Source organism: Thermobacillus xylanilyticus, assembly GCF_907165215.1.
GTDB lineage: Bacteria > Bacillota > Bacilli > Paenibacillales > Paenibacillaceae > Thermobacillus > Thermobacillus xylanilyticus.
The window spans coordinates 110,190-135,803 of sequence record NZ_CAJRAY010000043.1; the positions used below are offsets into that span (position 1 = coordinate 110,190).

Annotated in this window: 20 protein-coding genes; 9 read left to right on the forward strand and 11 right to left on the reverse strand. The window is 63.4% G+C overall.

Translation table 11 applies throughout. The features are described 5' to 3' along the window. The 3 genes from KJQ12_RS09555 to KJQ12_RS09565 form a co-directional block, all read right to left on the reverse strand. The coding region (locus KJQ12_RS09555) for an extracellular solute-binding protein (protein WP_213484478.1) at positions 1-1,712 on the reverse strand (1,712 nt) is incomplete at its 3' end. Positions 1,713-1,784: 72 nt separating this feature from the next. Then, entirely contained in the window at positions 1,785-2,672 is an 888-nt protein-coding gene (locus tag KJQ12_RS09560; protein ID WP_015256053.1) for a carbohydrate ABC transporter permease, read from the reverse strand. A gap of 28 nt (positions 2,673-2,700) precedes the next feature. Continuing rightward, positions 2,701-3,660 (reverse strand): ABC transporter permease, encoded by a 960-nt coding sequence (locus KJQ12_RS09565; protein ID WP_041854570.1) that lies wholly within the window; start codon positions 3,658-3,660, stop codon positions 2,701-2,703. A 233-nt stretch (positions 3,661-3,893) separates the two neighbouring features. On the opposite strand from KJQ12_RS09565, the gene KJQ12_RS09570 reads away from it, so the two are divergent. After that, positions 3,894-4,832 carry an aldo/keto reductase gene (locus KJQ12_RS09570; RefSeq protein ID WP_213484479.1) on the forward strand — a complete coding sequence of 313 codons (939 nt, stop codon included), beginning with the start codon at positions 3,894-3,896 and terminating at the stop codon, positions 4,830-4,832. A 231-nt stretch (positions 4,833-5,063) separates the two neighbouring features. Here the strand turns inward: KJQ12_RS09570 and KJQ12_RS09575 are convergent, their stop codons facing one another. From KJQ12_RS09575 to KJQ12_RS09600, 6 genes are all read right to left on the reverse strand, one after another. Next, complete coding sequence (locus tag KJQ12_RS09575; RefSeq protein WP_213484480.1) at positions 5,064-6,524, reverse strand: HD-GYP domain-containing protein; 1,461 nt, start codon at positions 6,522-6,524, stop codon at positions 5,064-5,066. A 157-nt stretch (positions 6,525-6,681) separates the two neighbouring features. Then, the gene (locus KJQ12_RS09580; RefSeq protein WP_213484481.1) at positions 6,682-7,197 is read right to left on the reverse strand and encodes a hypothetical protein; all 516 of its coding nucleotides are present in this window, start codon (positions 7,195-7,197) and stop codon (positions 6,682-6,684) included. A gap of 32 nt (positions 7,198-7,229) precedes the next feature. Next, positions 7,230-9,197: an ABC transporter ATP-binding protein gene (locus tag KJQ12_RS09585; RefSeq protein ID WP_213484482.1), complete on the reverse strand. Its 1,968-nt coding sequence runs from the start codon at positions 9,195-9,197 to the stop codon at positions 7,230-7,232. Next, positions 9,190-10,938, reverse strand: coding sequence for an ABC transporter ATP-binding protein (locus KJQ12_RS09590; protein ID WP_213484483.1), 1,749 nt, complete (start codon positions 10,936-10,938; stop codon positions 9,190-9,192). The genes KJQ12_RS09585 and KJQ12_RS09590 overlap by 8 nt, the downstream gene beginning before the upstream one ends. Before the next feature lie 8 nt (positions 10,939-10,946). Continuing rightward, positions 10,947-12,203 carry an MFS transporter gene (locus tag KJQ12_RS09595; RefSeq protein ID WP_213484484.1) on the reverse strand — a complete coding sequence of 419 codons (1,257 nt, stop codon included), beginning with the start codon at positions 12,201-12,203 and terminating at the stop codon, positions 10,947-10,949. 133 nt (positions 12,204-12,336) lie between these two features. Then, positions 12,337-13,749: a PDZ domain-containing protein gene (locus tag KJQ12_RS09600; protein WP_213484485.1), complete on the reverse strand. Its 1,413-nt coding sequence runs from the start codon at positions 13,747-13,749 to the stop codon at positions 12,337-12,339. 110 nt (positions 13,750-13,859) lie between these two features. On the opposite strand from KJQ12_RS09600, the gene KJQ12_RS09605 reads away from it, so the two are divergent. The 8 genes from KJQ12_RS09605 (at position 13,860) to KJQ12_RS09640 (ending at position 21,575) form a co-directional block, all read left to right on the forward strand. Next, a complete protein-coding gene (locus tag KJQ12_RS09605; RefSeq protein ID WP_213484486.1) occupies positions 13,860-15,761 on the forward strand; it encodes an LTA synthase family protein in 1,902 nt (633 codons plus the stop codon). Positions 15,762-16,011: 250 nt separating this feature from the next. After that, a complete protein-coding gene (locus tag KJQ12_RS09610) occupies positions 16,012-16,212 on the forward strand; it encodes a PspC domain-containing protein (protein ID WP_213484487.1) in 201 nt (66 codons plus the stop codon). 87 nt (positions 16,213-16,299) lie between these two features. Next, positions 16,300-16,992, forward strand: coding sequence for a PspA/IM30 family protein (locus KJQ12_RS09615; RefSeq protein ID WP_213484488.1), 693 nt, complete (start codon positions 16,300-16,302; stop codon positions 16,990-16,992). 156 nt (positions 16,993-17,148) lie between these two features. After that, positions 17,149-17,691, forward strand: coding sequence for a PadR family transcriptional regulator (locus KJQ12_RS09620; protein ID WP_213484489.1), 543 nt, complete (start codon positions 17,149-17,151; stop codon positions 17,689-17,691). Between the two features lie 153 nt (positions 17,692-17,844). Then, positions 17,845-18,552, forward strand: coding sequence for an ABC transporter ATP-binding protein (locus KJQ12_RS09625; RefSeq protein WP_213484490.1), 708 nt, complete (start codon positions 17,845-17,847; stop codon positions 18,550-18,552). A 37-nt stretch (positions 18,553-18,589) separates the two neighbouring features. Continuing rightward, positions 18,590-19,339, forward strand: a complete 750-nt coding sequence (locus KJQ12_RS09630; RefSeq protein ID WP_213484491.1) for an ABC transporter permease — start codon at positions 18,590-18,592, stop codon at positions 19,337-19,339. Between the two features lie 150 nt (positions 19,340-19,489). Further along, entirely contained in the window at positions 19,490-20,611 is a 1,122-nt protein-coding gene (locus KJQ12_RS09635; protein WP_213484492.1) for an ATP-binding protein, read from the forward strand. A gap of 70 nt (positions 20,612-20,681) precedes the next feature. Further along, positions 20,682-21,575, forward strand: a complete 894-nt coding sequence (locus KJQ12_RS09640) for a J domain-containing protein (protein ID WP_213484493.1) — start codon at positions 20,682-20,684, stop codon at positions 21,573-21,575. A 57-nt stretch (positions 21,576-21,632) separates the two neighbouring features. On the opposite strand, the gene KJQ12_RS09645 is transcribed toward KJQ12_RS09640, so the two are convergent. After that, on the reverse strand, positions 21,633-22,727 hold the full coding sequence (locus KJQ12_RS09645) for an AbrB family transcriptional regulator (RefSeq protein WP_213484494.1): 1,095 nt from the start codon (positions 22,725-22,727) through the stop codon (positions 21,633-21,635). A gap of 551 nt (positions 22,728-23,278) precedes the next feature. Beyond that, complete coding sequence (gene yicI / locus KJQ12_RS09650; protein ID WP_213484495.1) at positions 23,279-25,603, reverse strand: alpha-xylosidase; 2,325 nt, start codon at positions 25,601-25,603, stop codon at positions 23,279-23,281. Positions 25,604-25,614 lie beyond the last annotated feature (11 nt).

The following is a 25,614-nucleotide window of genomic DNA, read 5'->3' on the forward strand; positions in this document are numbered from 1 at the left end:
CACTCGAGGAACTCGGCCAGCTTCTTGACATTCTCTTCGTATTTCATCTGACGGTAGGCCTGGAGCTTCTCCCAGCCGGCCTTTTCGCGCTCGGCGAGATACTCGTTCCAGATCTTGTCGAACTCGGCTTCGCTCTTCGCGAGCAGCAGCTTCGGCAACGCCTTGCCGAACTCCTGGTCGATCTTCGTCTTCGCGATGCCTTCCTCGGAGTTGGCCGGCGGATCGAGCAGATCGAACTGCGAGAAGCTGTACGTCTTGCCCTTCGTCCAGTCTTCCATCTGCTTGAACGGCTCGACCGAAGGCGGCGCCCACTGAAGATTCATGTTCGTGTCCATCAGCATCCAGAACGTGAAGGAAGAGCCGTACTGCTTGTCGAAGGCCGAGCGGTCGGTCTGGAGCAGCTCGAGCGCCTCGGGCAGGAACTGGTCCTTGCCGTCGATCGTGTCATAGGAGACGCCCTTCTCGCCGAGATACAGGTCCTTCTGCCCTTCCTCGCTGATCAGGTAGGTGAGGAACTGGATGGCGCGCTCCTTGTCCTTTACGTCCTTCGAGATGAGCGTCAGCGTCCAGCCGGAGATCGACGGGCCCGCCAGTGTCGGCGGATCGAGGTTCGCGTTCGCCGGACCGTCGATGGCGATGTACACCGAGTTCGGATCGTTCGCGTACAGCACGTTCTGCTGCGCCGTGAAGTCCGAACGCTGATACAGCATCGCGAAGTAGCGGCCCTGGGCGATCTTCTCCTCCATCTGCGGACGCTTGTCGATGAAGATGTCCTTCGCGAGCAATCCTTCCTCGTTCGCCTGGCGGAACACTTTCAGCCAGCGCACATATTCCGGATCGGTCTGCCGGTCATACAGCTTGCCGTCCTTCTCATACGGAATCGCGAGGAAGTTCTGCAGATAGTCCTGCAGCGAGTAGTTGCCGGTTTCGCCGAACTCGTGCAGCCCGATCGGGATCAGCGGCTGCCCGTTCACTTCCGGGAACATTTCCTTCGCCCTTCTCAGCGCGTCGAGGAATCCTTCCGGCGTCCGCATGTCCGGCTTGCCGAGCGCTTCGTACATGTCCTTGCGCACGACGAACGTCTGGTTCGACGTATAATGCTCGCCGTACAGCTCGTAGTCCTTCGGCGACGACGACGCGTTCGGATAGCCGTACACGTTGCCGTCCGGCTGCGTGTACCACGACAGTTTCGCGGGGTCGGCGACCTTGAAGAAGTACGGGTCGTACTCTTCGGCCAGCTTGTTCAGCGGCAGGACGAGACCGCCTTCGATCATCCGCTTCACGCCGTCTTCATTCCAGCCGAGCGTGATGAAGTCGGGCAGCTTGCCGGACGCGATCATCGCGTTCAGCTTCTCGTTCTCGTTGCCGGCCGGGACGATGAAGTTGATGACCACGCCCGTCTTCCGCGTGACGTATTGGGACGTCGGATCTTCGCCCCATTTGCTCGGGAACCAGGCGAAGTTGATGTACCAGTCGAATGTAATCGGGTCGGTATTCGACTTCCAGCCCGGCTCGTCTCCTGACGGCTTCGCGTCGCCGCCGCCGGAATCTCCGCCCGTATTCTGGTTCTGCGAAGTGCTGTTGTTCGCCGTGCCGCCTCCGTTGTCGCCGGCGTTCGTGCTCTTGCCTCCGCCGGAACACGCGGCGGCGAGCGTCAGGATGAGCGCCAGGACGAGCGTCATGGCCATGAATCTCGTGCTCTGTTTCCGCATGAAGCGCATTACCCCTCTTTCTTGTGTCGTCGTTTATGGCATGAAGCCTGTTTCCAGGTCCGGAAACCCGTGTCACCCTTTGATCGAACCGATCATGAGGCCCTTCACGAAATATTTCTGCAGGAACGGATAGACGAACACGATCGGCAGCGTCGTCACGACCATCGTCGCAAGCTTGATCGACTGGCTCGTGACGGTCCGGTTGATGCCCGGCCCGACGCTGGCGACGATCTGGTTCGAGCTGCTCTGCGCGACGACCCGGTACAGGAACGTCTGGATCGGCTGCAGATCCGGATTGTTGATATAGATCATCCCGGTGAAGTAGTCGTTCCATTGCCAGACGCCGTGGAACAGCGCGATCGTCGCCACGACCGGCATCGACACCGGAATGATGATCCGGACGAAGATCGCCAGGTCGTTCGCGCCGTCGATCCGTGCCGCTTCCTCCAGCCCGTCCGGGATTTCCCGGAAGAAGGCGAGGAAGATGATCAGATCGAAGAAGCTGAACAGCGACGGAATAATGTACACGGCGAACTTGTCAAGCAGGCCGAGATCGCGGATGAGCAGGAACGTCGGAATGAGCCCGCCGCCGAAAAACAGCGTCACCGTGCCCATCATCATGTAAAATTTCCGCCCGATCAGCTCCCGGCGCGAGAAGGCGTAGGCGACCATCGCCGTGAAGAACACGTGGCAGACGACGCCGATCACCGTCTTCGCGGCCGTGACCCCCATCGCGGTCATGATGCCCGCATTGGCGAAAACAGCTTCATAGTTGTCGAGGCTGAACTTGCGCGGCAGCCAGTAGATGCCGCCCCGCATGGCATCCTGTCCGTCATTCAGCGAATTGACGAGCACGTACCAGATCGGGTAGAGCGTCACGAAGCAGAGGACGAGCATGCCGATGACGTTCGCCGCGTCGAAGATCTTGTCGCCCGTTGACAGTTGTTTCCGGGTAAGCATGGGGACACACCTTCTTTCCTCACGGATGTCAGAACAGTCCGGTGCCGTTGATCCGCTTCGTCACGCTGTTGGCGGTAAGCAGCAGGATCAGGGCGACGATCGATTTCAGCAGGCCGAACGCCGTCGCGTACGAATACCGGCCCGACTGCAGCCCGACATGGTACACATACACGTCGATCACGTTGCTGGCGCTCTCGTTCAGCGAGTTGCGCAGGACGAGAATCTGGTCGAAGTTCGAGTTCAGCACGCCGCTGACGGCGAGAATGAACAGGATGGTGATCGTGCCGCTGATGCCGGGAATGGTGACGTAGCGCATTTTCTGGAACCGGTTCGCGCCGTCGATGGTTGCCGCTTCGTACAGTTCCGGCGATACGCCCGTGATCGCGGCCAGGTAGATGATCGCCGACCAGCCGAGCTCCTTCCAGATGTCCGAGGTGATGACGATCGTCCAGAACCAGGACGGCTCGGCGAGGAAGTAGATCGGCTCGTCCAGAATGCCGAGCGCCATCAGCAGCTTGTTGATGAGTCCCACATCCGCCAGCCATGTCGCCAGGATGCCGCCGAGGATAACCCAGGACAGGAAGTGCGGCAGATAGGAGATCGTCTGCACCGCTTTCTTGAGCCTGAGCGAACGAAGCTCGTTCAGCAGGAGCGCGAACAGGATCGGCAGCGGGAAGCCGACCGCCAGCCGGATCAGGCTGATGCCGAGCGTGTTGCGGAGCACGCGCGGCAGCTCGTCATCCTCGAGCACGTCCCGGAAATGTTCCAGGCCGACCCACGGCGATTCGGCGATCGAACGGATGATGTCGTAATCCTTGAACGCGATGATGATGCCGTACATCGGGATGTAGTTGAAGATGAACATCCACGCCGCTCCGGCCAGCGCCATGAGCTGCAAATACCGCTGGGCGGCCAGCTTGCGCAGCAGCTTGACGAATTGCTGCCGGCGCGTCAAGGATGCTCGCTGAAGGTTAGCCTCAAGCTCCATGTCCAATCGCGAATCCCTCCCGAGTGCGGCCGCGCCCGCCGGGTGTCGGCATTTCGCCGGGCGGGGCCGTACAACCATTTTAAAGCGGCGGGCTGCGGGAGATAAGGGCGCTTTTTTTCAAACGGGTTGCAAGATTATAGGTCGGATTATGACGGTATCTTCCGTTCGTCCGATCCACTATAATCACAACAAGGACATCATTTCCATGCGGAATACGGGAGGAGCATGCGCCAATGGAGACAATTCGCATCGCGGGAGTGGAGAAGCCGGTTTCGCGGCTGATCAAGGGAACCGACTATTTCCGGCACAGCGATTACGAGACGGCGGCCGCCAATCTCGACGCATTCCTGGCGATCGGCGGCAACACGGTCGATACCGCGCGCATCTACTGCGGCGGCGAGAGCGAGGAAGTGCTCGGGCGGTACATGGAGGAGCGGAAGGCGCGGGACCGCTTCGTCATCCTGACGAAAGGCGCGCATCACGATGAGCGCGGCCCCCGGGTCAACCGGGAAGCGATCCGGGAAGATCTGCTCACCAGCCTGGAGAAGCTCAGGACCGATCATGTGGAATTGTACGCCTTGCACCGGGACGATCCGAACGTGCCGGTCGGGGAAATCATCGAAGCGCTCAACGAGCATATCGAAGCGGGCCGGATCGGGGCGATCGGCGGCTCCAACTGGACGTGGCAGCGGCTTCGGGAAGCCAACGCCTGGGCAGAGGCGCACGGACTCGTCGGGTTCGCGTTCAGCAGCCCCAACCTCAGCCTGGCCAAGGCGAACGAGCCGTTCTGGCCCGGCTGCGTTTCGGCCGATCGGGAGACGCTCCGGTGGCATGAGGAAGCGCAGATGCCGCTCCTGTCCTGGTCGTCGCTCGCGCGCGGCTTCTTCTCGGGAAGGTTCAGTCCCGTTCGGCGGGACGATCCGGACATCGTCCGGGTGTTCTACAGCGACGCGAACTGGGAGCGGCTGCGCCGGGCGGAGCAGCTCGCGCGCGAGAAAGGCGCGTCGGTCGTGCAGATCGCGCTGGCCTGGGTGCTGAACCAGCCGTTCCCGACCTGCGCCCTGATCGGCGCCCGCAACGCGGAGGAGCTGCGCTCCTGCCGCGAGGGCATGAACATCAAGCTGACGCGGGAAGAGCTGGACTGGCTCGATCTGATCGCGGAGGAACGGTGACTGGCCGGCCGGATGCCGCATAAGGTTGCGGGATAAGCGAAGATTTTTCTTCTATTTCGGGGAATCCGGGAATTTTCTCCGGAATAGCGGAAATCTCTTCGCTTATTTTTCTGATTTCATCCAATTTCGGTCGATTTCGAAGAAATAAACGAATTGATTTCGCCTATTCCGCCCCTCGCAGCCAAATCCGGCAAAATAGAAGAAATTTCTTCGCTTATCCGCGCTCGCCGCTCACGTCGCCCCCGTAGCCGGGACGGCCGCGGCTTTGACAGCGGCAGCCTTGCCGCGCATGGCGCGGAAAAATTGCGGATCATCCTCGGCCAGCGCCACCCAGGCGTCCACACACCTTGGATCGAACTGTCTGCCGCTCTCCTTCACGATGATCCTCATCGCATCTTCATGGCTCATCGCGGCCCGATAGGCGCGCGAGGAAGTCAGCGCGTCATAGACGTCCGCCACCGCGGCGATCCGCGCCAGCATCGGAATCGCTTCGCCCTTCAGCCGGTCCGGGTAGCCGGTTCCGTCCCACCGTTCATGGTGCGAGCGGATGATCTCCAGCTCCTCGGACATGAAGCCGAGCTGCTTGCACAGATTGTACCCGTAGACGGGATGCAGCTCGATGACCGCCCGCTCCTCCGGCGTCAGCTTGCCGGGCTTGTTCAGCACTTCGTCGGGAATGAACAGCTTGCCGACATCGTGCACGATGCCGCCCTGCGCCAGCGCCCGCAGCATCCGCGGCTGCACGCCCATATGCTCGGCGAGCCGCAGCGCGTACATCGCCACCCGGTAGTTGTGCCCCGCCGTGTAGGCGTCCTTGTTCTCGGTCTGCGCGATGAGCGACCGGACGCTCGGCGAAATGGACGATTCGATCAGGCCGCGGGGATCGGGTCGGAACAGCGTCTTGAACAATCCCGCGACGGACGGCTGCCCGATATATTGCACCACGACGCCCCCGACCATGATGAGCACCGACCCGAACAGGGTGAAATGGTACAGCCACCAGCTTGCTTCCCACACGGTTCCGTACACCATGATCATGATCGAGACGATCAGCAGGCCGGAGCTGCAGACGATGCCGAGATGAATCGGAAAGCGGGTCATGACATACAGCTTGCGGTAACGGTACATGGCGAACAGGCAGAACGCCGCCGTAAGCGCGCAGGGCACCCAGTGAGGCGCGGCGGGATGGGACAACAGCCGTTCCATGCGCCCGGCATTCGCGACGGCCAGCAGGATGCCGAGCGCGAGGACGGCGCTCCATGCCGGCAAGAGCGCGCGCTGCAGGCGCGACAGCCAGCGCACGACGGCCAGGTCGGTCGGCAGCGCCGACAGGAACACCCAAGCCGAGGCGATGACGACGCTGAGACTTCCCGCCAGGGCGGGCAATGCACGGCCTTCGGACACGACGAACCCCGGCGTCGACAGGCCGTGCAGCATGAACAATCCCGCCAGGGAAATAAACCCGATGGACAGGAAGGTAATATTCACGTTGCGAAGCTTGATTCCGGCCACCCCGACGGCTATCGACACCAGCATCGCCAGCAGCGATACGATGGCTACGATGTAGAAGTGGCCGACCGGGTGCTCCAGCTTCGCATGCGGGTGCGAAAGTTTGTCAATCGCGAAGAAGGCGCCGAGCGAAATGCCGATCAGCAGGCCCGGCGCAAGCCAGGACCACAGTTTCGTGCGCATGGAACCCCTCCCCTGCCGATCAACAAGGAAATATTTCCAAGTTATTGTCAATTACTTTCAGTATAATCGCTTCCGGCGCGCTGATAAATGTTCAATCTCACAACGCACAAGAAATCGCCGCCCGTCCTCCGTCAGCGGAGGCGGGCGGCGATCGCGATCATTCATAATAAAAATCCAAAGCGCCGATGCGTTCGCCATGTTCATCCTTGATCAAGATCGTGTACGCTGCTTGCTGCGCGAGCGGTTCTTCCGGCAAAAAGTTGAGTTTTTGCAGACCCCGGGCATAGAACCGCTCGCTGCCGGAAACCAGCAGCCGGCCCGGTACGTTCTCTCCATCGGCATCAAGCAGCGCGATTTCATACTTCTCCTGCTCGTCATCGCGGAAGATATAGCCGAAAGCCAGCTGCTGCAGCCCGGGATAATACAACACGTTCGTGAGTTTGATCCCTCTGCGGCCATACTCTGCCAGCCGGGTTTTGGTTCGGACGGGCTTTTCGTCCACCTCGGCAGTTTCCCCGGGCAAGATAATATAGGAACCGTACAATTGATAATGCCTGCTGATGACTTCCAATTTTGCAGCGGGATAACCGAGGAGCAGAAGAATCAGCAGCACAATCCCCGTTACGCAGATCACGAGCAATTTTTTCTTCTTTTTATCTCCCACCGGAACCATGATCCCTTCATCACAATATGTTGTTTGCCGGCTCACCCGACCGTGGCGGTCTGCGCCTGCTGCCGGGAATGGCGGTACAGCTCGGCATAATACCCTTTCTTGGCGAGCAGCGACTCGTGGTTGCCTTCCTCGACGATGCGCCCGGCGCGCATGACAATGATGCGGTCCGCGTGCCGGATCGTCGACAGCCGGTGCGCGATGACCAGCGTCGTCCTTCCTGACGAGACGCGGTTCAGCGCCTGCTGCACGAGCCGTTCCGTATGCGAGTCCAGATTGGCGGTCGCTTCGTCGAGGATGAGGATTTTCGGCTGAAAAACAATGACGCGCGCGAACGAAATCAGCTGCCGCTCGCCGGCGGACAGACCGCTTCCCCGCTCCGACAGCCGCGTATCATAGCCGTCCGCAAGCCGCATGATCATCTCGTCCGCTCCGACGAACCGGCACGCCTCGATCACCCGCTCCCGGCTGATCTCTTCCCGGAACAGGCGGACGTTGTCGACGATCGTCCCCGAATAGAGGAACGGTTCCTGCTGCACGAGCCCGACGATCCGGTGCAAGGTATCGAGCGGCAGGCGCCGGATGTCGACGCCGTCGATCTCCACGCTCCCCTGATTCACGTCATAGAAACGGGCGAGCAGGCTGACGAGCGAACTTTTGCCCGCTCCGGTCACGCCGACGATGCCGATGAACTCGCCGGGCCGGATATGCAGGTCGAGGCCGTGCAGCACCTCCTGGCCGTCGACGTACGAGAAGCGGATCCGGTTGAAATCGATCCGGCCGCGCACGTCCTCCCTGTCGAGCTTGGCCGCCGCCTCGGGCGCGGGGTCGCGCACCTCGGGCTGGACGGAGAAAATCCGCCACAGCCGCTCCATCGACACCATCGTCGACTGCAGCGTGTTCCATTGCTGGGTCAGCGCGTTGATCGGCTGGAAGAACTGCCGGATATACGTAATGAACGCGTAGAGCACCCCGAATTCGAACTTCTGGTGCAGCACGGCGTAGCCGCCGAGCCAGACGGCCGCCGCCACCGCGGCGTTGCCGAGCAGGTCGAAGGAGCGGTTGAACAGGATCGTCGCCCGCACTTCGCGCAAGTTTTCCTTGAGATAGGTCCGGTTCGATTCGGTGAACCGCCGGTTCTGCTCCTCCTCCTGATGGAACGCCTGGATCAGGCTCATGCCGGACAGGTTCTCCGCGGTGAACGCGATCAGCCGCGACAGCTGCGCCCGCGAGCGGTGGTACGCGCTGCGCAGCATGCGGCGGAACAGCAGCGCGATGGCCCCGATGACCGGGATCAGGATCAGCGCGTACACCGCCAGTTCGGCGTCCAGATAGAACATGAAGCCGATAGTCATGAGGATCATGAGACCGTCCCGGACGAGGCTGAGCAGCACCTGGGTGAAAAACTGGTTGATCGTCTCCGTGTCGCTCGACTCGTTCGTCACCAGACTGCCGATCGGGTGCCGGTCGAAGAACGACATCGACTGGCTCGTGATGTGGCGGAACAGGTCTTTGCGCAGCTGCGCGACGATTGCCTGCCCCGCCCGCTGAAGCAGATTGCTCTGCAGATAGGAGAAACCGAATCCGACAACCGCGAGCAGCGCGTACGCCGCCCCGAGCCCGATAAGGACGGGGATGCCGGACGAGCCGAGCGGGATCGTGTCGTCGATCGCCGTCTTGACGATGACCGGCTGCAGCAGATCGGCCGCGATCGCCAGGAATGTGCACAGGAAGCCGAGCAGGAACTTCCGGCGGTGCGGCCGCGCGTAGCCGAGCAGCGCCCGGATCGCCCGCCGGCGGTGCAGCGTCGGCTGCGGCGGTTCGCCGGATGGCCGCTCGTCCCCCGGCCGCGCCTCCGGTCCGCCGGGCTTCGCCGCGCCGGACTGCCGTGCGCCGCCGGACGGCGCCGCGTCGGACTGCCGCGCGGTGCCGGGTTGCGCGGTCAGACCGCCGGACGGCGCGCTCTCGGCCGGCGCCGGATTGCCGCGTTTCTCGTCAGCCATGGACCACCGCCTCCTCTCCCTGCAGCCGGGCCAGCTCCGCGTAATGGCCGCCCAGGCGCATCAGCTCGCGATGCGTCCCCCGCTCGACGATCCGGCCGCCGTCCATGACGATGATCAGGTCCGCATGCATGACCGCGCTGATCCGGTGCGCAATCATCAACGTCGTCTTGCCGCGGCGGGTCTTCCGCAAGTTGTGCAGGATGCGCGATTCGGTCACGGTGTCGACCGCGCTGACGCTGTCGTCCAGAATGAGGATCGGCGCTTCCTTGATCAGCCCGCGGGCGAGGCTGGTCCGCTGCCGCTGGCCGCCGGACAGCGTGAGGCCCCGCTCCCCGAGCTTCGTGTCGAAGCCGTCCGGGAACCCCGCGATATTGTCGTAAATGTCCGCCAGCCGTGCCGCGTCCTCGATCCGCCCACGCGATTCGGCGCGGTTGTGGAACGCGATGTTGTCCGCGATCGTCGTGCTGAACAGGAAGCCGTCCTGCGGCACATATCCGATGGCGGTGCGCAGACTCTCGAGCGTCGTCTCCCGGATGTCCTGTCCGGCGAGAAAAATGCTCCCGCGCGGCGGATCGTAGACGCGCAGCAGCAGCTTGACGAGCGTCGTCTTGCCGCTGCCGGTCCGGCCGACGATGCCGACCGTCATCCCCGGCCTTACGTCCAGCGTGATGTCCGACAGCGCCGGCCGTCCGGCGCCCGGATAGGTGAAGGTCAGGCCGCGGATCTCGATGGCCGCGGCGTCCTTCGGCAGCGACCGGGCGCCTTCCGCATCGGCGATGTCCGGCCGGATCGCAAGCAGCCGGTTCAGCCGCTCGAGCGAGGCGCGGGCGCGCTGCACCATGTTGATCACGTTGCCGATCTGCTGCAGCGGGTTCGCGATCATGCGCAGATACAGCGTCAGCTCGACGAAATGGCCGAGCGACAGTCTGCCCTGCAGCACGAGCACGCCGCCCCAGGTCATCGCCACCACGAGCGCCATGGCGCCGGCCAGCGGCAGCGACGCCTGGAACTTGCCGCTGAGCTTCACGAGCTCGTGCTGGTTCTCGCGGATCCGGTCGACCGTTTCTCCGAACCGCGAGCGGGCGATCGGCTCCGCCGCGAACGTCTTCGTCACCTTGATGCCGCCGAACTGCTCTTCCGCCGATTCGGTCATCGCCGCCAGCGATTCCTGCACCTTGAGCGACTGATTGCGGATGCGCGGGCCGAACCTGACGACGAGGAACGGAATGGCGCCGAGCGGCAGAATGCTGACCGCCAGCACATGCAGCGGAATGCCGCTCAGCAGCATGATGGTCACGGAGGAGCACAGCAGCACGACGGCGTTCGTCAACTGGTTGAAGCCGTTGGCGATCGACTCCCGCACCGTCGTCACATCGTTCATCACGTAGCTGAGCAGTTTCCCGATGCCGTTCTTCGAGAACCAGGCTTCGCTTAAGCCCGTGAAATGCCGGAACAGCCTCTGGCGCGTCGCAAACTCGAAATAGCGGCCGAGCCGATGATTGATGTACTGGCCGACGCCGAACAGGACGCAGTAGCCGGCACCGATCGCGAGCAGCTCCAGGCCGCTGCGGCGCACCGCTTCGGCGGTCAGGCCGGACGCTTCCACCTGATCGGCGAAGTCGCCGAGGACGGCCGGATACAGCGCATGGATCATGTTCGCCAGCGCGATGGAGAGCGCCGCCAGCACGTAGTAGAACCCGTATTTTCGGATCTGCGCGAGGATTAGACCAGGTTTGCCCAACCGGATGTTCACCTGCTTTCTGCCGGCTGCCGCCCCGGCTTTTCGACAAGGAAGACGATCAGCGTCTGCGTGATCGCCGCTCCGAACAGGACGACCGGAAGCTGCGCGGACTCGAGGTCGCCCGCGAACACGAGCAGCGCCGCGATGGACAGGACGCGGCCGGCGTTCAGGAACGTCTCCCGCATGACGACGGCTTCGTTGCGAAGCTGGCCTTTCAGCGGCAGCAGCGCGATTTGGCGATAGTAATGGTTCGACAAGGTATTGTGCATCAGCGGATTGCTGAGCGAGAACAGGATCATGAACACGGCGACGGTCCAGAACGTGAAATCGATGAACAAGAAAGCGGCGCCCAGCGAGACGCCGACCGACGACAGCAGGACGTACAGCCTGCCGAGATGCTCGCGGGCGAAGCGCGAGATGATGAAGCTGGACAGAATGACGAGCCCGGAGAAAAAGATCGTCAAATAGCCGACCCAATCCTCCCGCCCGACCGTTTTGTACAGCATGATGTTCGGCAGAAACAGCGTGATGCCCTGGAACAGCCCCCACAGGAAGAACGCGAGGAGCGCCTTCAGCCAGTCGGGCTGTCTGCGCAGCGCCAGCGGCACCAGATTCATGTAGAACGCCTTGTGGCGCAATTCCGAAGGCCGGATGCGCAGGCTGATCAGCGCCGCGGCGACGAACAGGACGAGCGACAGCGAGAACGTGGCCAGATAGCCCGTAAGCCCTTCCATCATGCCGATGATCGTGCCGGCGACCGCCGGACCGGCCAGCCCCGCCAGGTTGAAGAAGGTTGTGTTGAGCCCGAGGAACCGGATCCGGTTCGCGCCGGTGGACACGTCGTACATCAGGACGAGATAGGCCGTCCAGTACATGCCGGAAGCGAAACCGTTGAAGAGTCCGAACAGGATGTAATATTTGACCACGGCCGTGCCGGCGGCGATGACCAGCAGGTAGAACAGCGCCGTGAGCACGATGCCGATCCGGTACGTGACGAGCCGGTCGGTCCGCTTCGCGAGCCAGGCCCCGGCGAGAAATCCGACGGGGGTCAGCAGGAACACGATGATGTTGTAAATGCCGTTGACGGCAAGGTCCTCGGTCAGACGCCACAGATACAGGTTCAGGAACAGGCCTGCCATCGAAGCGCCGAACTGGAACAAACTGTGGATGCCGATCGTCAGGACCGCTTCGGCTGACAGGCGCCGGCTCGGATCGACGGTGCTTCCCGCCCGCGCAAGCGCCTTCATCCGGGACCATAAGCCCATGCTGTCTTCCCCTTCCGGTGCCATTGTCCGGTAATGCCGCTTGCCCCCTATTGTAGACCCCCCTGCCGTGAAAGCAAACGGAACAAGGCCGGCTCTGGCGCGTTCTCGCGTCATACCGGCCCGTTATCCCGCATTATCCGCCGCTTTTCAGCCAATTGAGCACGTCATCCAGCGTCTCGACCGGCACGATGGTCAGGTCCGGCGCGCCCCGGCGCGCCTCTTCCTCCTGTCCCGCCGGCACGAAGAAGACGTCCGCGCCCGTCCGGCTGACCGCATACGCCTTCTGCCGGACGCCGCCGACCGGGCCGATGACGCCGCCCGGGCCGATCGTGCCGGTGCCCGCGACGTGCAGTCCCCCGGTGACGCCGCCCGGCGTCCATTGGTCAAGCAGCGCGAGCGCCAGCATCGCCCCGTGCGACGGGCCGCCCTCGTGCATGAAATACCGCCGGTAGGCGATGCCGTCCGGCACATCCGGGTCGAGCGCGTTCTCGACGATGATGCCGAACACCGCCCGCTCCGGCTCGTCTTCCGCCGGCCGCGTCGCCGCCGTGACGACCGTCTCGGTCCCGCCCCGCAGCACGGTGAGCCCGGCCGGCTCGCCCGGCGCAATCTGCCGCATCGCCTCGGTCAGGTCGGCGATGGACTGGACGGCGCGGCCGTTCACCGCCGTAATGATGTCGCCCGCATGCAGCACGCCCGCGGCCGGGCTGTCCTTCAGCACGGCGGTGACGCGCGCGCCCCGCATGCGGATGCCTTCGCCGCGGCCCGCCCGCTCCCCGGCGATGGCGGCGCCCGCGGCTTCCGCATCGAGCTTCAGGCTGCGGACGAGCTCGTCGTATTCGGCGAGCGGCATGCCGATGGTCTCGATCGGCTCGAATTCGTAGTGGGGGAAGAGCCGCGCGTACAACCGGTCGGCGAGGAAAGCCGGCCGGCCGATGACGAGCACGCCGTCGATCCGTCCCTTCGGCTCGCCGTCCGCGGCGCGGGCGTACCGGCTGACGTCGAACGTCAGGCCGGGGGTGGTCACGATCTCGCCCGTCGGCCAGAAGAGCAGGGCCAGCAGGGCGAGCGTGGCCCCGAAGGCGCGCAGCGTGCGCGCCGGCACGCGCCGGTGCCGCCGGCGCCGCTCGGCGCAGGCCAGGTCGGCGAACGCCGCGAGCCACGCGACCCCGAGCGCGCCGAGCGCCGTGAACATGCGCGCCGGTTCCAGGCTGATCATGAAGACGGCCGCGCAGGCGGCCGCGCCCAGGACGGCGGCTGCCGCGGGCGGAATAAGCGCCCGCGCGTGAACGCCGTCCGCGAGCCCTTCCGCGAGGCGGAAGGCCGCTGCCGCCGCCCAGAGCGCCGGCGGCAGCGCGAGCGCGTACACGAGCGCGTCGAGCGCGTCGATCCAGCGCATGCCGCCGGGCAGCGGCAAGGGGTCGGGCAGCCAGACGAGCTGCCCGATGACGCAGAGCGCGAGCGCCGCCGCCATGCCCGCCGCATGCAGCCGCTCCGCCCGGCCGCCCGCCGGCGCCGAAGCAGGGACAGAGTCCTGTTTCTCCATATACGAAATCGCTCCGTTTCCGCAGATTCCGCCTCTATTGTATCACGGACTTCTCTTGGCCGCCCGCGTTGCGCTATGATGTTATGGTGAAGAGATAGGGGGATCATGAAATGAATGAGCGCGTACGTGAGGCGCTGCGCAGTCCGTTCGCGGTGTTCACGGTGCTGCTGGCCGTCAAGTTCTACATGGCATCAAGCGTCGTCTTCGACGGTTCCGTCTGGAACCCGCTGATCACCTCGCTGCCTTCGGTATGGGCGGCTTTCGCGCTGATCGAGCTGCTGGCGGACAAACGCAAGACACTTGCCTATGCGATCGTCGATCTCATTTATACCTGCGTCTATTTCGCCGTCATCATGTATTACAAATATTTCGGCATCATCGTCACCTACCACGCCTTTTCGCAGATCGGACAAGTCAAGGAAGTGAAGGGGAGCGTTTTTCAACTGATGCATCCCTACTTCCTGCTCATCTTCGCCGATCTCGTCGTCATCGCGCTGCTCGCCGCAAGGCACCGCGGATTCCGGCGCTGGGCGTCGCGTCCGCGGCCGAGCCGCGCATACCGCATGGGAGCGGCCGTCCTGTTCATCGTCATGCTCGTCATCTGCGCCCTGCAGGTCGTGCCGAACCGGGGCATCGTGAACGAGCTTGCGCGGGCCGAGCGGATGGGCATCATCAACTATGAGGTCGACGTCATGCTGACGTCGAGACGGGAAGCGCTGCTTGAGCCTTCCGTCGTCACGCCGGCCGCCGTGCGGGAAGTGAAGCGGCTGCAGCAGACGGCCGTCCCCGCGTACTGGAGTGCGGCGGGCGGGCGGCATGTGATTTTCATCCAGCTCGAAGCGTTCCAGACGATCCTGCTCGACCTGAAAGTGGACGGCGTCGAAGTCACGCCGGTCCTCAACCGGCTCAAGGAGGAAGGGGTCTATTTCCCCCGGTTCTTCCAGCAGGTCGGCGCGGGCAACACATCCGATGCCGAGTATACGGCGAACACATCCCTGCTGACGCCGCCGGCCGGCGCCGCTTCCGAGACATACGGCCGCAAGGCGCTGCCGAGCCTCCCGAAGCTGCTGCATGCGCGGGGATACGAGACGGTCACGTTCCACACGAATGACGTGAAGTTCTGGCATCGCGATGCGTTGTACCCCGCACTCGGCTTCGACCGGTACTACGACCAGCAGTTCTTCCGGGATGAAGACTTTGTCCATTTCGGCTCTTCCGACGAGGTGCTGTACCGGAAAAGCGTCGCCGAGCTCAAGGCTCTGGCGGACGAAGGGCAGAAGGTGTATGCGAATCTCATTTCGATGTCCGCGCATCATCCGTTCAATCTGCCCGCCCACAAGGACACGTTCGATCTGCCCGAGCGGTTCCGCGGCACGTTCGTCGGCGACTATCTGCGCTCGCAGCACTATGCGGACAAGGCGCTCGGCCTGTTCAGCGAGGAAATGAAAGCGGCGGGACTGTGGGAGAACAGTCTGATCGTCATTTACGGCGACCATATGGGCATGCCCGTCTACTCGCTGACGAAGGAAGACCGGTCGCTGCTGAAAGAGCTGCTCGGCAGAACGTACGGCTATTACGACATGCTGCGCGTGCCGCTGCTGATCATCGCGCCGGGCGCGCTCGAACCGCAGACGATCGAGACCGTCGGCGGCCAAACCGACATCATGCCGACCGTCGCAAATCTGGTCGGCGTCCGGCTCGACGGCAGCGTCGTCTTCGGCCAGGATCTGCTCAATTACCGCAGCAACCTGCTGCCGATCCGCTATTATCTGCCTACGGGATCGTTCATTAATGACTACGCCATCTTCGTGCCCGGTGAAAGGTTTGAGGACGGCACGGTCTATCCGCTGGACGGCGGCAAACCGGCCGGCACGGACAGCGTCGGAGCGGACGGCTCGCCGCTTGTGACCGAGGACGAGTACCGGCGCGCGCTCGACCTGTTCCGCATGTCGCACAGTTACGTTTCGCAGCTGCCCGAAAGGCCGCAGGAAGGCGGGCGGCAATCGAGCTGACGTTTTTGAGGTTACGTTGAGAAAAGCGGCTGCCTGACACGGATCGGGCGGCCTTTTTTGCTTGGGCTGCTTCCGCCATTCCGCCCCCGGGTGGGGCAAAACCCCGACCCCGGTCCAGACCCGAAAACCGCCGCGGGACCGTTACGGTCATCTTTTGCCGAACGCTACAATAAGATCAACAAGGGATCATTCAGGCGACCGAAGGATCGGCGCATCGGGCGCCGGCCCGCTCAGGAAAGGAGATACGCTCATGCGGAAACTTTATCGATCCAGGACGGACCACAAGCTGACCGGTCTGTGCGGCGGCATCGCGGCGTGGCTGGGCATCGATTCGACGATCGTCCGCCTCATCGCCGTCATTTCGGCGGTGTGCAGTTTCGGCACCATGGTGCTGATCTATATTCTGTGCAGTCTGGTCGTCCCGTCCGAGCCGCGCATGCACCCCTTTTGACCCGCAACTTGACCACCGGCAACGCTGGCGGACGCTGGTCTGACCATTTTTCCCATCCATAACCGATTTGCGAAAGGAGCACAAACGATGAGCAACCTCTGGAAACGACTCGCCGACGTCGCGAAAGCTACGGCCCATGAAGCGCTGGACAGACTGGAAGACCCCGTTATGATGCTGAACCACTACATCCGCGAGATGGAGGAGGAGCTGGACGACGCGCAGGAAGCGCTGCTCAGCCAGCGGGCGGTCGAACGGACCACGCTGCTCCGTCACCAGGAATACCTCCGGATCGCCGCCGAGCTGGAGACGCGCGCATCCGAAGCGCTGGCCGCCGGCCGGGAAGCCGAAGCGAAAGCCGCCCTTGCGGATAAGCTGGCTTTCGAGCAGAAGGCGGCGCAGTATCTGACCTGGCATGAGGAAGCCGGCGGGCGCGCAGCCGAGCTGGAAGCGAAGATCGAGCAGGCGAAGGCGGAACTGGCCCGTCTGCGCGAGAAGCGCCTCGAACTGACCGCGCGGGCGGAGAAGGCGGCGGCAGCGGGCGCCGGGAACACCCATTGGGGCTTCGGCGCCAAGGCGGTCGGCGGCATCTCCGAAATCGGGCGTGCCGCGGCGCGCGGGTTCGAGCGGATTGAGGAGAAAATTTTGCAGTGGGAAGCGGAAAATGAGTCGCGCAAAGCCCGCGGCGCATACTGGAACCCTCCCGCACCGCACACCGTCGACGCCGAGCAGGTCGACGAGCAGCTTGAAGCGCTGCGCCGCAAGCAGTCGGGCGCCAATTGACAGCATTCCGGGATGGAAGGCTTCGCGCATGGCGCGGAGCCTTCCGATCCCTCGTGTCCATCCCCCGTCCGTCTTGACACCCTTCCCGTACGGCCGTATAGTGGAAACCAGATAGCCAACGTTGGATATCCAATCTTAGGACAGGAGCATGCCGCTGTGAATGCAACGAATTTGATCGTGCTCGGCTTTCTCCGCATGCGGCCGATGCACGGCTACGAAATTCAGCAGTTGATTCAGCAGAGCCGCATGGACGACTGGGCGAATCTGCTCTCCGGCTCCATCTACTATGCGCTGGGCAAGCTGGAACAGGACGGCTTGATCCGCGCCGAGGCGGAAGTGCGGACCGGCAACCGGCTGCGCAAGATTTACGCCATTACGGATGAAGGCGAGGCGCAATTCCGGGAGATGGTCCGCGAAGCGTTGACGCTCAGCCCCCACTCGATGAAATCCGATCTGGCGCTCGGGCTCGCCTGGATTGACGCCGTACCGCGGGAAGAAGCGATCCGGATGCTCGAGCGGAACCTGGAGCAAGTGGAGCGGACTCGGGAGCAATGGCTCGTCGGCCGGGAGATCAAAGGCAGTTACGGTCTGTCGCCGATCGTCATGGCCGCCTTCGACAACGCCATCGGCGTGCTGGAACTGGACATCGCCTATCTGAAGCGTCTGATCGCGCTGCTGCGGGAAGAGCCAACGGACTGATATCCGACCCGGGACTGCGGCCTGCAACTGCCCCGGCCGCCCGCAGCCTTAAATCGAATACCGCACATGCCCGATGGCCGCGCATGCCGCGGCTCTTGCGTGCCTAAATATCCAACGTTGGTTATATAACATTGGCTAAAAGGAGTGTTCCCCATGGCAAACCAGCCTGTACTCATCCGCGCCGCATCGCTGGTGAAGCGTTACGGCCGGCGCACCGTCGTCGACGGCATCAGCCTCTCCGTGAACGCGGGCGAAGTGCTGGCCGTCATCGGCCCGAACGGCGCGGGCAAATCGACGACGCTTGATCTGATCCTCCGCCTTCGCACGCCCGATGAGGGAACCGTGGAATATGCGGAATCGCATCTCCGTCGCCGCATCGGCGTCCAGTTGCAGTCGACGCCGCTCTTCCCCGGCTTTACGGCGCTTGAGAACATGCGGCTGGCCGCCGCATTCCATCGCCTGCGGCTGCGGGACGCCGAGCTGCTGCGCCGCCTGGCCGCCTGCGGACTCGCCGACGCGGCGAAGACCGACGCCGCGCGTCTGTCCGGAGGCCAGCAGAAGCGGCTCGCCATCGCGATGGCGCTCGTCCACGATCCGAAGCTGCTCTTCCTTGACGAGCCGACGGCTGCGCTCGATCCCAGAGCCCGCCGGGAAGTCCGGGAGCTCATCGGCTCGCTGGCCGAAGGCGGCACCTCCGTCGTCTTCACGTCGCACGAGATGGAGGAAGTCCATCGCCTCGCCGACCGGATCGTATTCATCGGCGCCGGGCGCATTCTTGCGGAAGGCACGCCCGAATCGCTGCTTGACGCCTATCACGCTCCTGATCTGGAACAACTGTATCTCCGGCTGACGGCGGGTTGAACCGCGAAATCATTTCATAAAGGGAGGAATCCGCTCCGTGTTCGCTGTTTTTCGCACGCTGCTGATCGGCCAGTTCCGGGATGCGCACACGCTGTTCTGGACCATTCTGCTCCCGTTCGCGCTGCTGATCGGCCTCGGACTGTATTTCGACGAGCCCGTTTATGCCGAACGGCTGCTCGCAGGCGTAGTGGCCGTCAACATCCTGTTCGGTCCCGGCATGGTCACCCCGTTTCAAGTGATGACGCTCCGCAACCGGGGCGTGTTCAAACTGCTCCGGGCGGCATCTCTGCCGACTTCGGCGTTCATTGCCGCTTCCGCTCTCGCCCGCACGGCGCTGTCCCTCGTCGTAGGCGCCTGCCTGGTCGCGGCGAGCGCCGTCGGCTTTGGCGTCAAACCGACGATTCCCGGGCTTGCGCTGATGCTGTTTGCCCTGCTTCTCGGCTCTGTCTGCTTCACGGCCGTCGGATTCATCACCGGCAATCTGGCGCGGAACGAAAGCGACACCAGCATGATCTCGAACCTGGTCTGCCTGCCGATGCTGTTCGCAAGCGAAGCGTTCTACTCGCTCGAACATGCCCCGCAATGGGTCAAAATCGCAAGCCTCCTCCATCCGTTCTCGCATTTCGTCGATCTGCTGTCCGCGGCGGTGCACGGAAGCCGGCAGGCCGACACCTGGACCTCTGCCGCGGCGCTCGCCGGATTCACGGCCGTCTGTCTGGCCGTCGCGGCCGCCACATTCCGATGGGATCAAGAAGGCGTCCGTTTCCGTTTTTTGGTGAAAGATTGAAAAACAGTCCGGGGTGATGGATAATGGAGACGGATCGAACGTCTTAAGATGCGCCATCCGGAACGATCCGTACCGAGACCGGAAACCGGCCGGACCCGCAACGATTCGTCGCCGGCTGACGGTCATCTTGTTACGGGAGACTGCAGTTGAATGGTGAATCTTCGGGACGATTTCCGGCTCTATAAACTTGCATATCAACACGATCGAATCGGCAAAGCGTTCGTTGACCGTCAAGGGCGGCTGTCGGATGCCAATCCCGCCTTGTGCGGCATGCTCAGGCTCGGGCCGGAAGAGCTTGCCGGGCGCACCGTGCCGGACCTGTTCCCGGATCTGCCGTGGCGCGAGCCTCTGGAACCGCTGTCGGCCAAATGCCGGTATGAACCGCCCGCCGGAGAACCACGGTGGCTGCACGTCCACCTTACGCTGCTGGAAGACGGCGAAAGGCACGTCGGCGGGAGGTCCGCGGCCGGCATCCTGCAAGTGGAAGATTTGTCCGCCGCCGTTCATCTGGAAGAGGAGATCCGGAGGCTGAAGCGGGATGCGGACACGCTGGGCAGGGCGGAGCACATGCTCCAATCGGAGAAGCTCGCCGCCGCGGGCCAGCTTGCCGCCGGCATTGCGCACGAGATCCGCAATCCGCTGACTTCGCTGAAGGGGTTTCTGCAGCTGCTCAAATCGGGTTCGTCTTCGGCAGCCAAGCGCGACGCCTATCTCACCATCATGCTGGAGGAATTGGGACGGATCGAGCAAATTCTCGGCGAACTGCTCGTGCTCTCCCGCCCCAGCTCCGTGCAATACGCCAAGACCCGCATCGCGCAATTGATCCGCCATGTCGTGCTGCTGCTGCAACCCCAGGCCGTCATGCGCGGCGTCGAGATCGCGGTGCGCCCGATTTCGGAGACGGCCTACATCTACTGCGACGAGAATCAGATCAAACAGGTGCTCATCAACATCGTGAAGAACGGCATCGAAGCGATGGAGAACGGCGGCACGCTCTCGATCGAGGCCGCCGCGGATCAGGAGACCGCCGCGATCCGGATTGCCGATCAGGGAATCGGCATCCCCCCGGACAAGCTGGACCGGCTGGGCAGCCCGTTCTTCACGACGAAGGAGAACGGCACGGGCCTCGGCCTCACGGTCTGCTACAGAATCATTCGGAATCACGGCGGGCGGATCGAGGTGGAAAGCCGGCAAGGCGAAGGCACGACGTTTACCCTCTACCTGCCGGTCGAGGGCCGTCCGCCGGACAAGTCCAGAGACGCCCCGGTGTGAGCGGCTTCGCATCAACCGCGTGAAACCTGCGGCCGGCGACACCGTAGAATTGCCAGAGGTGAACCGACAGATGGATCTGAAGACAGCGTACGAACGGCTCGGGCTTCCCGAAGACGCCACCCGCGACATGGTGGAGAAACGCTACGACATGCTGCTGCGTCAGGAACGGCGCCGCATCCGGGAAGGCGGCGGAGAAAGCCCCGAATTTGCGGAGATTACGCGCGCCTACCGTTTCATCCTGGAACAGGAAGAGAAGCAGGCCGTAACGGAGCTGACCGAGCAGCAGTACGGCAAGTACAAACAGTTCGCCGGACTGGCCGAGAAAATCGACCACTTCTTCAGCTACTACAAATGGCACACGCTCGGCGCCATCCTGCTCATCGGAGCCATCATATACGGAATCAACGCCTACATCGAGCACAAGGAAGAACAGGCCCGCCTTGCCGCGCTGCCGCCCATTGATGTGGACGGCATGATTCTTGGGCAGTTTTTCGTTTCGGACGGCAGCGCGGACACGGAAAACCTTGAAGCCGTCATGCTCGGCCATTTCCCGGACTGGAAGCGCGTGGAGCTACAATTGCTCACGTTCTCCCTGGAAGGGCGCAGCCAACTGGACATCGCGATGCTCCAGAAGGCGTCGGTGCTGCTCGCCACGGAGAAGCCGGACATTTACATTCTGGACAGCGAGACGTATCCCTGGCTCGCGCAGACCGGCATTCTGATGGAACTCGATGAATGGGCGGCCGGCAGGTTCTCTTCCCTGCTCCCGGAAGGCGCAGCCGTCAAGGCGTTCGGCGGCGAGGAGAACGGCGAGCATATTTACGGCATCGATCTGTCGGACAGCCCGCTGATCGGCGAACTGCCGCTCTACAAGGAGCGCTTCATCGTCGGCATCCGGCGCGACGCCGAGCGCGCCGACAATGCGCTTCATCTGATTGAAACCTATCTGCGGTCGATACCATGACGGACATACGCGGAAGGCTCCCTCTGCCCGCATCGGGCGAAGGGAGCCTTCTTCGCATTACCCGGTCCGCACCGTCCGGCTCTTCCGCCATCTGAACGCCAGACGGATGAGCGGCGGCGCGGCCATCAGCACGAACAGCAGCCGGAACAACTGGTAGGCGGTGACCTGCGCTTCATCCGCCCCCAGCACGATCGCGGTCACGGCCATTTCCCCGAGGCCGCCGGGCGCGAGCGCGAGGAACCATGTCACGATCGAATCTCCTTCGAAAGCCGACCATACCCGTGCGGCCAGCGCCGTCAGGAGAATGAGCAAGACGGCGAAGAGCAGCGAGAGCGGTCCGAATCGGCGGTTCGTGAGCAGAATGCGCGGCTGCACCCGGCAGCCGATGAAGATGCCGATGGCAAGCTGGGCGGCGGCGATGAGCGGCCGGGGAGCGGCCGGCCACGGCCATCCGGCAACGGCCGCCGCTCCGACGATCAGCACCGGCCCGAGAAACTCCCCCGCCGGCAGGCGGAATCGCCGGCCGAGCCACGCGGCCAGCGGCACAAGCGGCAGCGCGGCGTATCCGGCCCAGGACGGCAGGCCGGCCAAGGCGCCGGAAGCGGCCGCTCCCCCGCCGGCCGCCGCTGCGCCCGATGCGCCCGCGGAATCGCCGGCGAACCACGCCGCCAGGAACGGCACCGTATACAACACGACAACGAGCCGCGACGTCTGCATGATCGCGACGTTGCCCGCATTCGCGCCCCGCATTTCGTCCGCGAGCAGCACCATCTGCGTCAGCCCGCCCGGCATGCTGCCGAGCACGCCGTCCTGGATGCTCAGGCCGGTCAGTTTCGCGAACGCGAGCCCGATCATCGTGCTGACGGCGGTCCACAGCCCTGCCGCCAGCACCATGAACGGCAGCTCCCGGGTGATCGTCATCGCCGCGCCGAGCGTCATCGTGCAGCCGAGCACATAGGCCACGACCATGACGCCGGCATCGCCGAGCAGGCGCGGCCACGCCGCCAGCCCGGGCCGGGTTGTGTTCAGCGTCATCACGCCGAACGCGGCGCCCAGTATCCACGGCAAAGGCAGTCCGAGCGACGCGAACAACCCGCCTCCCGCCGCCCCGGCGGCGAATGTCATCCATACTTTGGCATAAGTCCGATCCATGCTGCATTCCTCCCGGATCTCCCGGCTTCCATTATGACACCGAAACCGCTTTCCCGCCAACAAACCGGCAGCCGGACGCCTTCCGCGCCCGGCTGCCGTAACTGTGCCGATTCTTTCACCTGGTGAACCTTTCAGCCTATTGAAGGTTAACGGTGCTGACTATCAGCCCCGTCAAATCGGCCGGCGCGCCGTCCGCGCGCGTAATGCGCACCGTGCGAGGCTCTCCCGGCAGCAGGCCGAAAGTTCCATCTCGGATGCTCCTTCCGTGTTGTTCCGTCAGCCTTCCGGTCTTCGGATGCGGGAAGGCCCGGAACGGTCTCCCCCATTATAGCACAGCATTAACATGCGTTGCACGGAAGGAAGCGGCGCAATCGGCGTCCCGCGAACGGCTTGGGTCACGCTCACCGAAGAACAGCGGGGCGAAACGTTCCGCACGATGATCGAGCGGGTGCCACCCCATCGCCGGCCGAGGCCGAAACGCCGTTAAGCGGCCCCCCGCGCACGGGAAAGCCCCTGTCCGCTTCCGGACAGGGGCTTCGCTTGCATTGATCTTATTTCAACCGAACCTGAATGTGTTGCGTCCGCTCGTCCATGATCAGCCGAACGCCCTGTTCGCCCGCTTCCCACCGGCAGCCTTCCGCCGATTCGATCGCGTCGACATTGCGCAGCACGAGCGTCCACGGACCGGCGGCGCCTTCGGCACATACATCGATCGTCCGGCCGCTGCGCAGAGCCGTCACGCGCATCACGGGCTTGCCGTCCGTGCCGTGAATGACCGCGGCCGCTTCCGCGCCGTCCTGAAGCTCGAACGCGTGCAGCTCCGCACCCGCCGCGTAATCGTAGTCCGGTCGGCTGTCGACCGCCCCCATGGCCACGATGCTGCCCTGGCGGGCGAGCAGCGGAACGCCGAAATAATCGTACTGCTCGCGGACCCAGCGCCCGCCCTCGATTCTTTTGCCGGTGACAAGATGCGTCCAGACGCCTTCCGGCACGTAATAGAACGCTTCGCCCCGGTCGTTGAAGATCGGCGCGACGAGCAGCGAGCCGCCAAGCATGTACTGGCGGTCCAACCCGTGGCAGTTCGGATCGTCCGGAAACTCGAGCACCATTGCCCGCATGACCGGAACGCCCGTCTCGGAAGCCTCGCAGGCCGTGCGGTACAGGTAGGGCATGAGCCGGCACTTCAACTTCGTGAAGTAGCGCAGCACGTCGACCGCCTCGTCATCGAACAGCCACGGCACGCGGTACGACTGGTTGCCGTGCAGCCGGCTGTGCGAGGAGAGCAGGCCGAACGCCGTCCAGCGTTTGTACAGATCCGGCGTCGCGGTCAGTTCGAAGCCGCTGATGTCATGGCTCCAGAAACCGAACCCGCTCAGGCCGAGCGAGAGGCCGCCGCGCAGCGTCTCCGCCATCGAGGCGTACGTCGCCGAGCAGTCCCCGCCCCAGTGCACGGGGAACTTCTGCGACCCCGCGGTGGCCGAACGGGCGAACACCATCGCCTCGTTCTTCCCGCGGACTTCCTCCAGCGCCTCGAACACGGTTTTGTTGTAGAGGTACGTATAGTAGTTGTGCATTTTCACCGGATCGGAGCCGTCGTAATAGATGACATCCGTCGGAATGCGCTCGCCGAAGTCCGTCTTGAAGCAGTCCACGCCCATCTTCAGCAGCTCGATCAGCTTGTCCTTGAACCAGCGCGCGGCGGCGGGGTTCGTGAAATCGACCAGCCCCATGCCGGCCTGCCAGCGGTCCCATTGCCAGACGCTGCCGTCTTTGTTCTTGACGAGATAGCCGTTTTCCTTGCCTTCCCGGAACAAATACGATTTCTGCGCAATGTAGGGGTTGATCCAGACGCAGATGCGCAGCCCCTTGTCCTTCATCCGCTTCAGCATGCCTTCCGGATCGGGGAACACGTCCTTGTTCCATTGGAAGTCGCACCACTGAAACTCTTTCATCCAGAAGCAGTCGAAATGGAAGACGTGCAGCGGCACATCGCGCTCCAGCATGCCGTCGATGAAATGGTTGACCGTCCCCTCATCGTAGCTCGTCGTGAAGGAAGTCGTCAGCCACAGTCCGAACGACCACGCGGGCGGAAGCGCGGGTTTCCCCGTCAGGGTCGTGTAGTTCGTGAGCACGTCCTTCATGGATTCGCCGCCCACGATGTAGTATTTCAGCGATTCGCCCGGCAGGCTGAACTGGACCCGGGAGACGAGCTCGGAACCGATCTCGTACGAGACTTTCTCGGGATGCGCGACGAACACGCCGTAACCGTAGCTGGACAAGTAGAAGGGCACATTCTTGTACGCCTGCTCGCTGCAGGTGCCGCCATCCTCGTTCCACAGATCGACGACCTGACCGTTCTTGATGAACGGCGTGAACCGTTCCCCGAGGCCATAGATGCTCTCGCCGATGCCGAGATCCAACTGTTCGCGAATGTACGCTTCCCCGCTTGCGGCCTTGATATAAGCCGGGCCCTTCGAGCCGGAGCCGGTCAGCCGCCTTCCCTCATAAAAATAATCCACGTTCCAGCCGCCCTGCTTCCGGATGGAGACGGACAGCTTCCCGCTCGTCAGCGTGATCGCCTCCGGTCCGTCCTCGACGCTGACGCTTCCCGCACCGGGCGCGTGGAGCTCATACTCGGGGCCGGCCGGGTCCGCGCCCTGGAAATGGGAATATTCCACGCAGATGACGTCCTCCATGGGCGAGCTGAACTTCGCCGTGATCAGCGCCGTATTGAGGGTGTCGCCGGGATGGTTGATCTTCTTGGTGGACGCGTACACCGTCACCGATCCGCCATCGATCTCATGGTCGCGAATCTCGATCGGGTACAGCACGTTGTAACCCGCGCGTATATGCCAGTAGCCGTCTGTAAATTTCACTGATGGTCCCC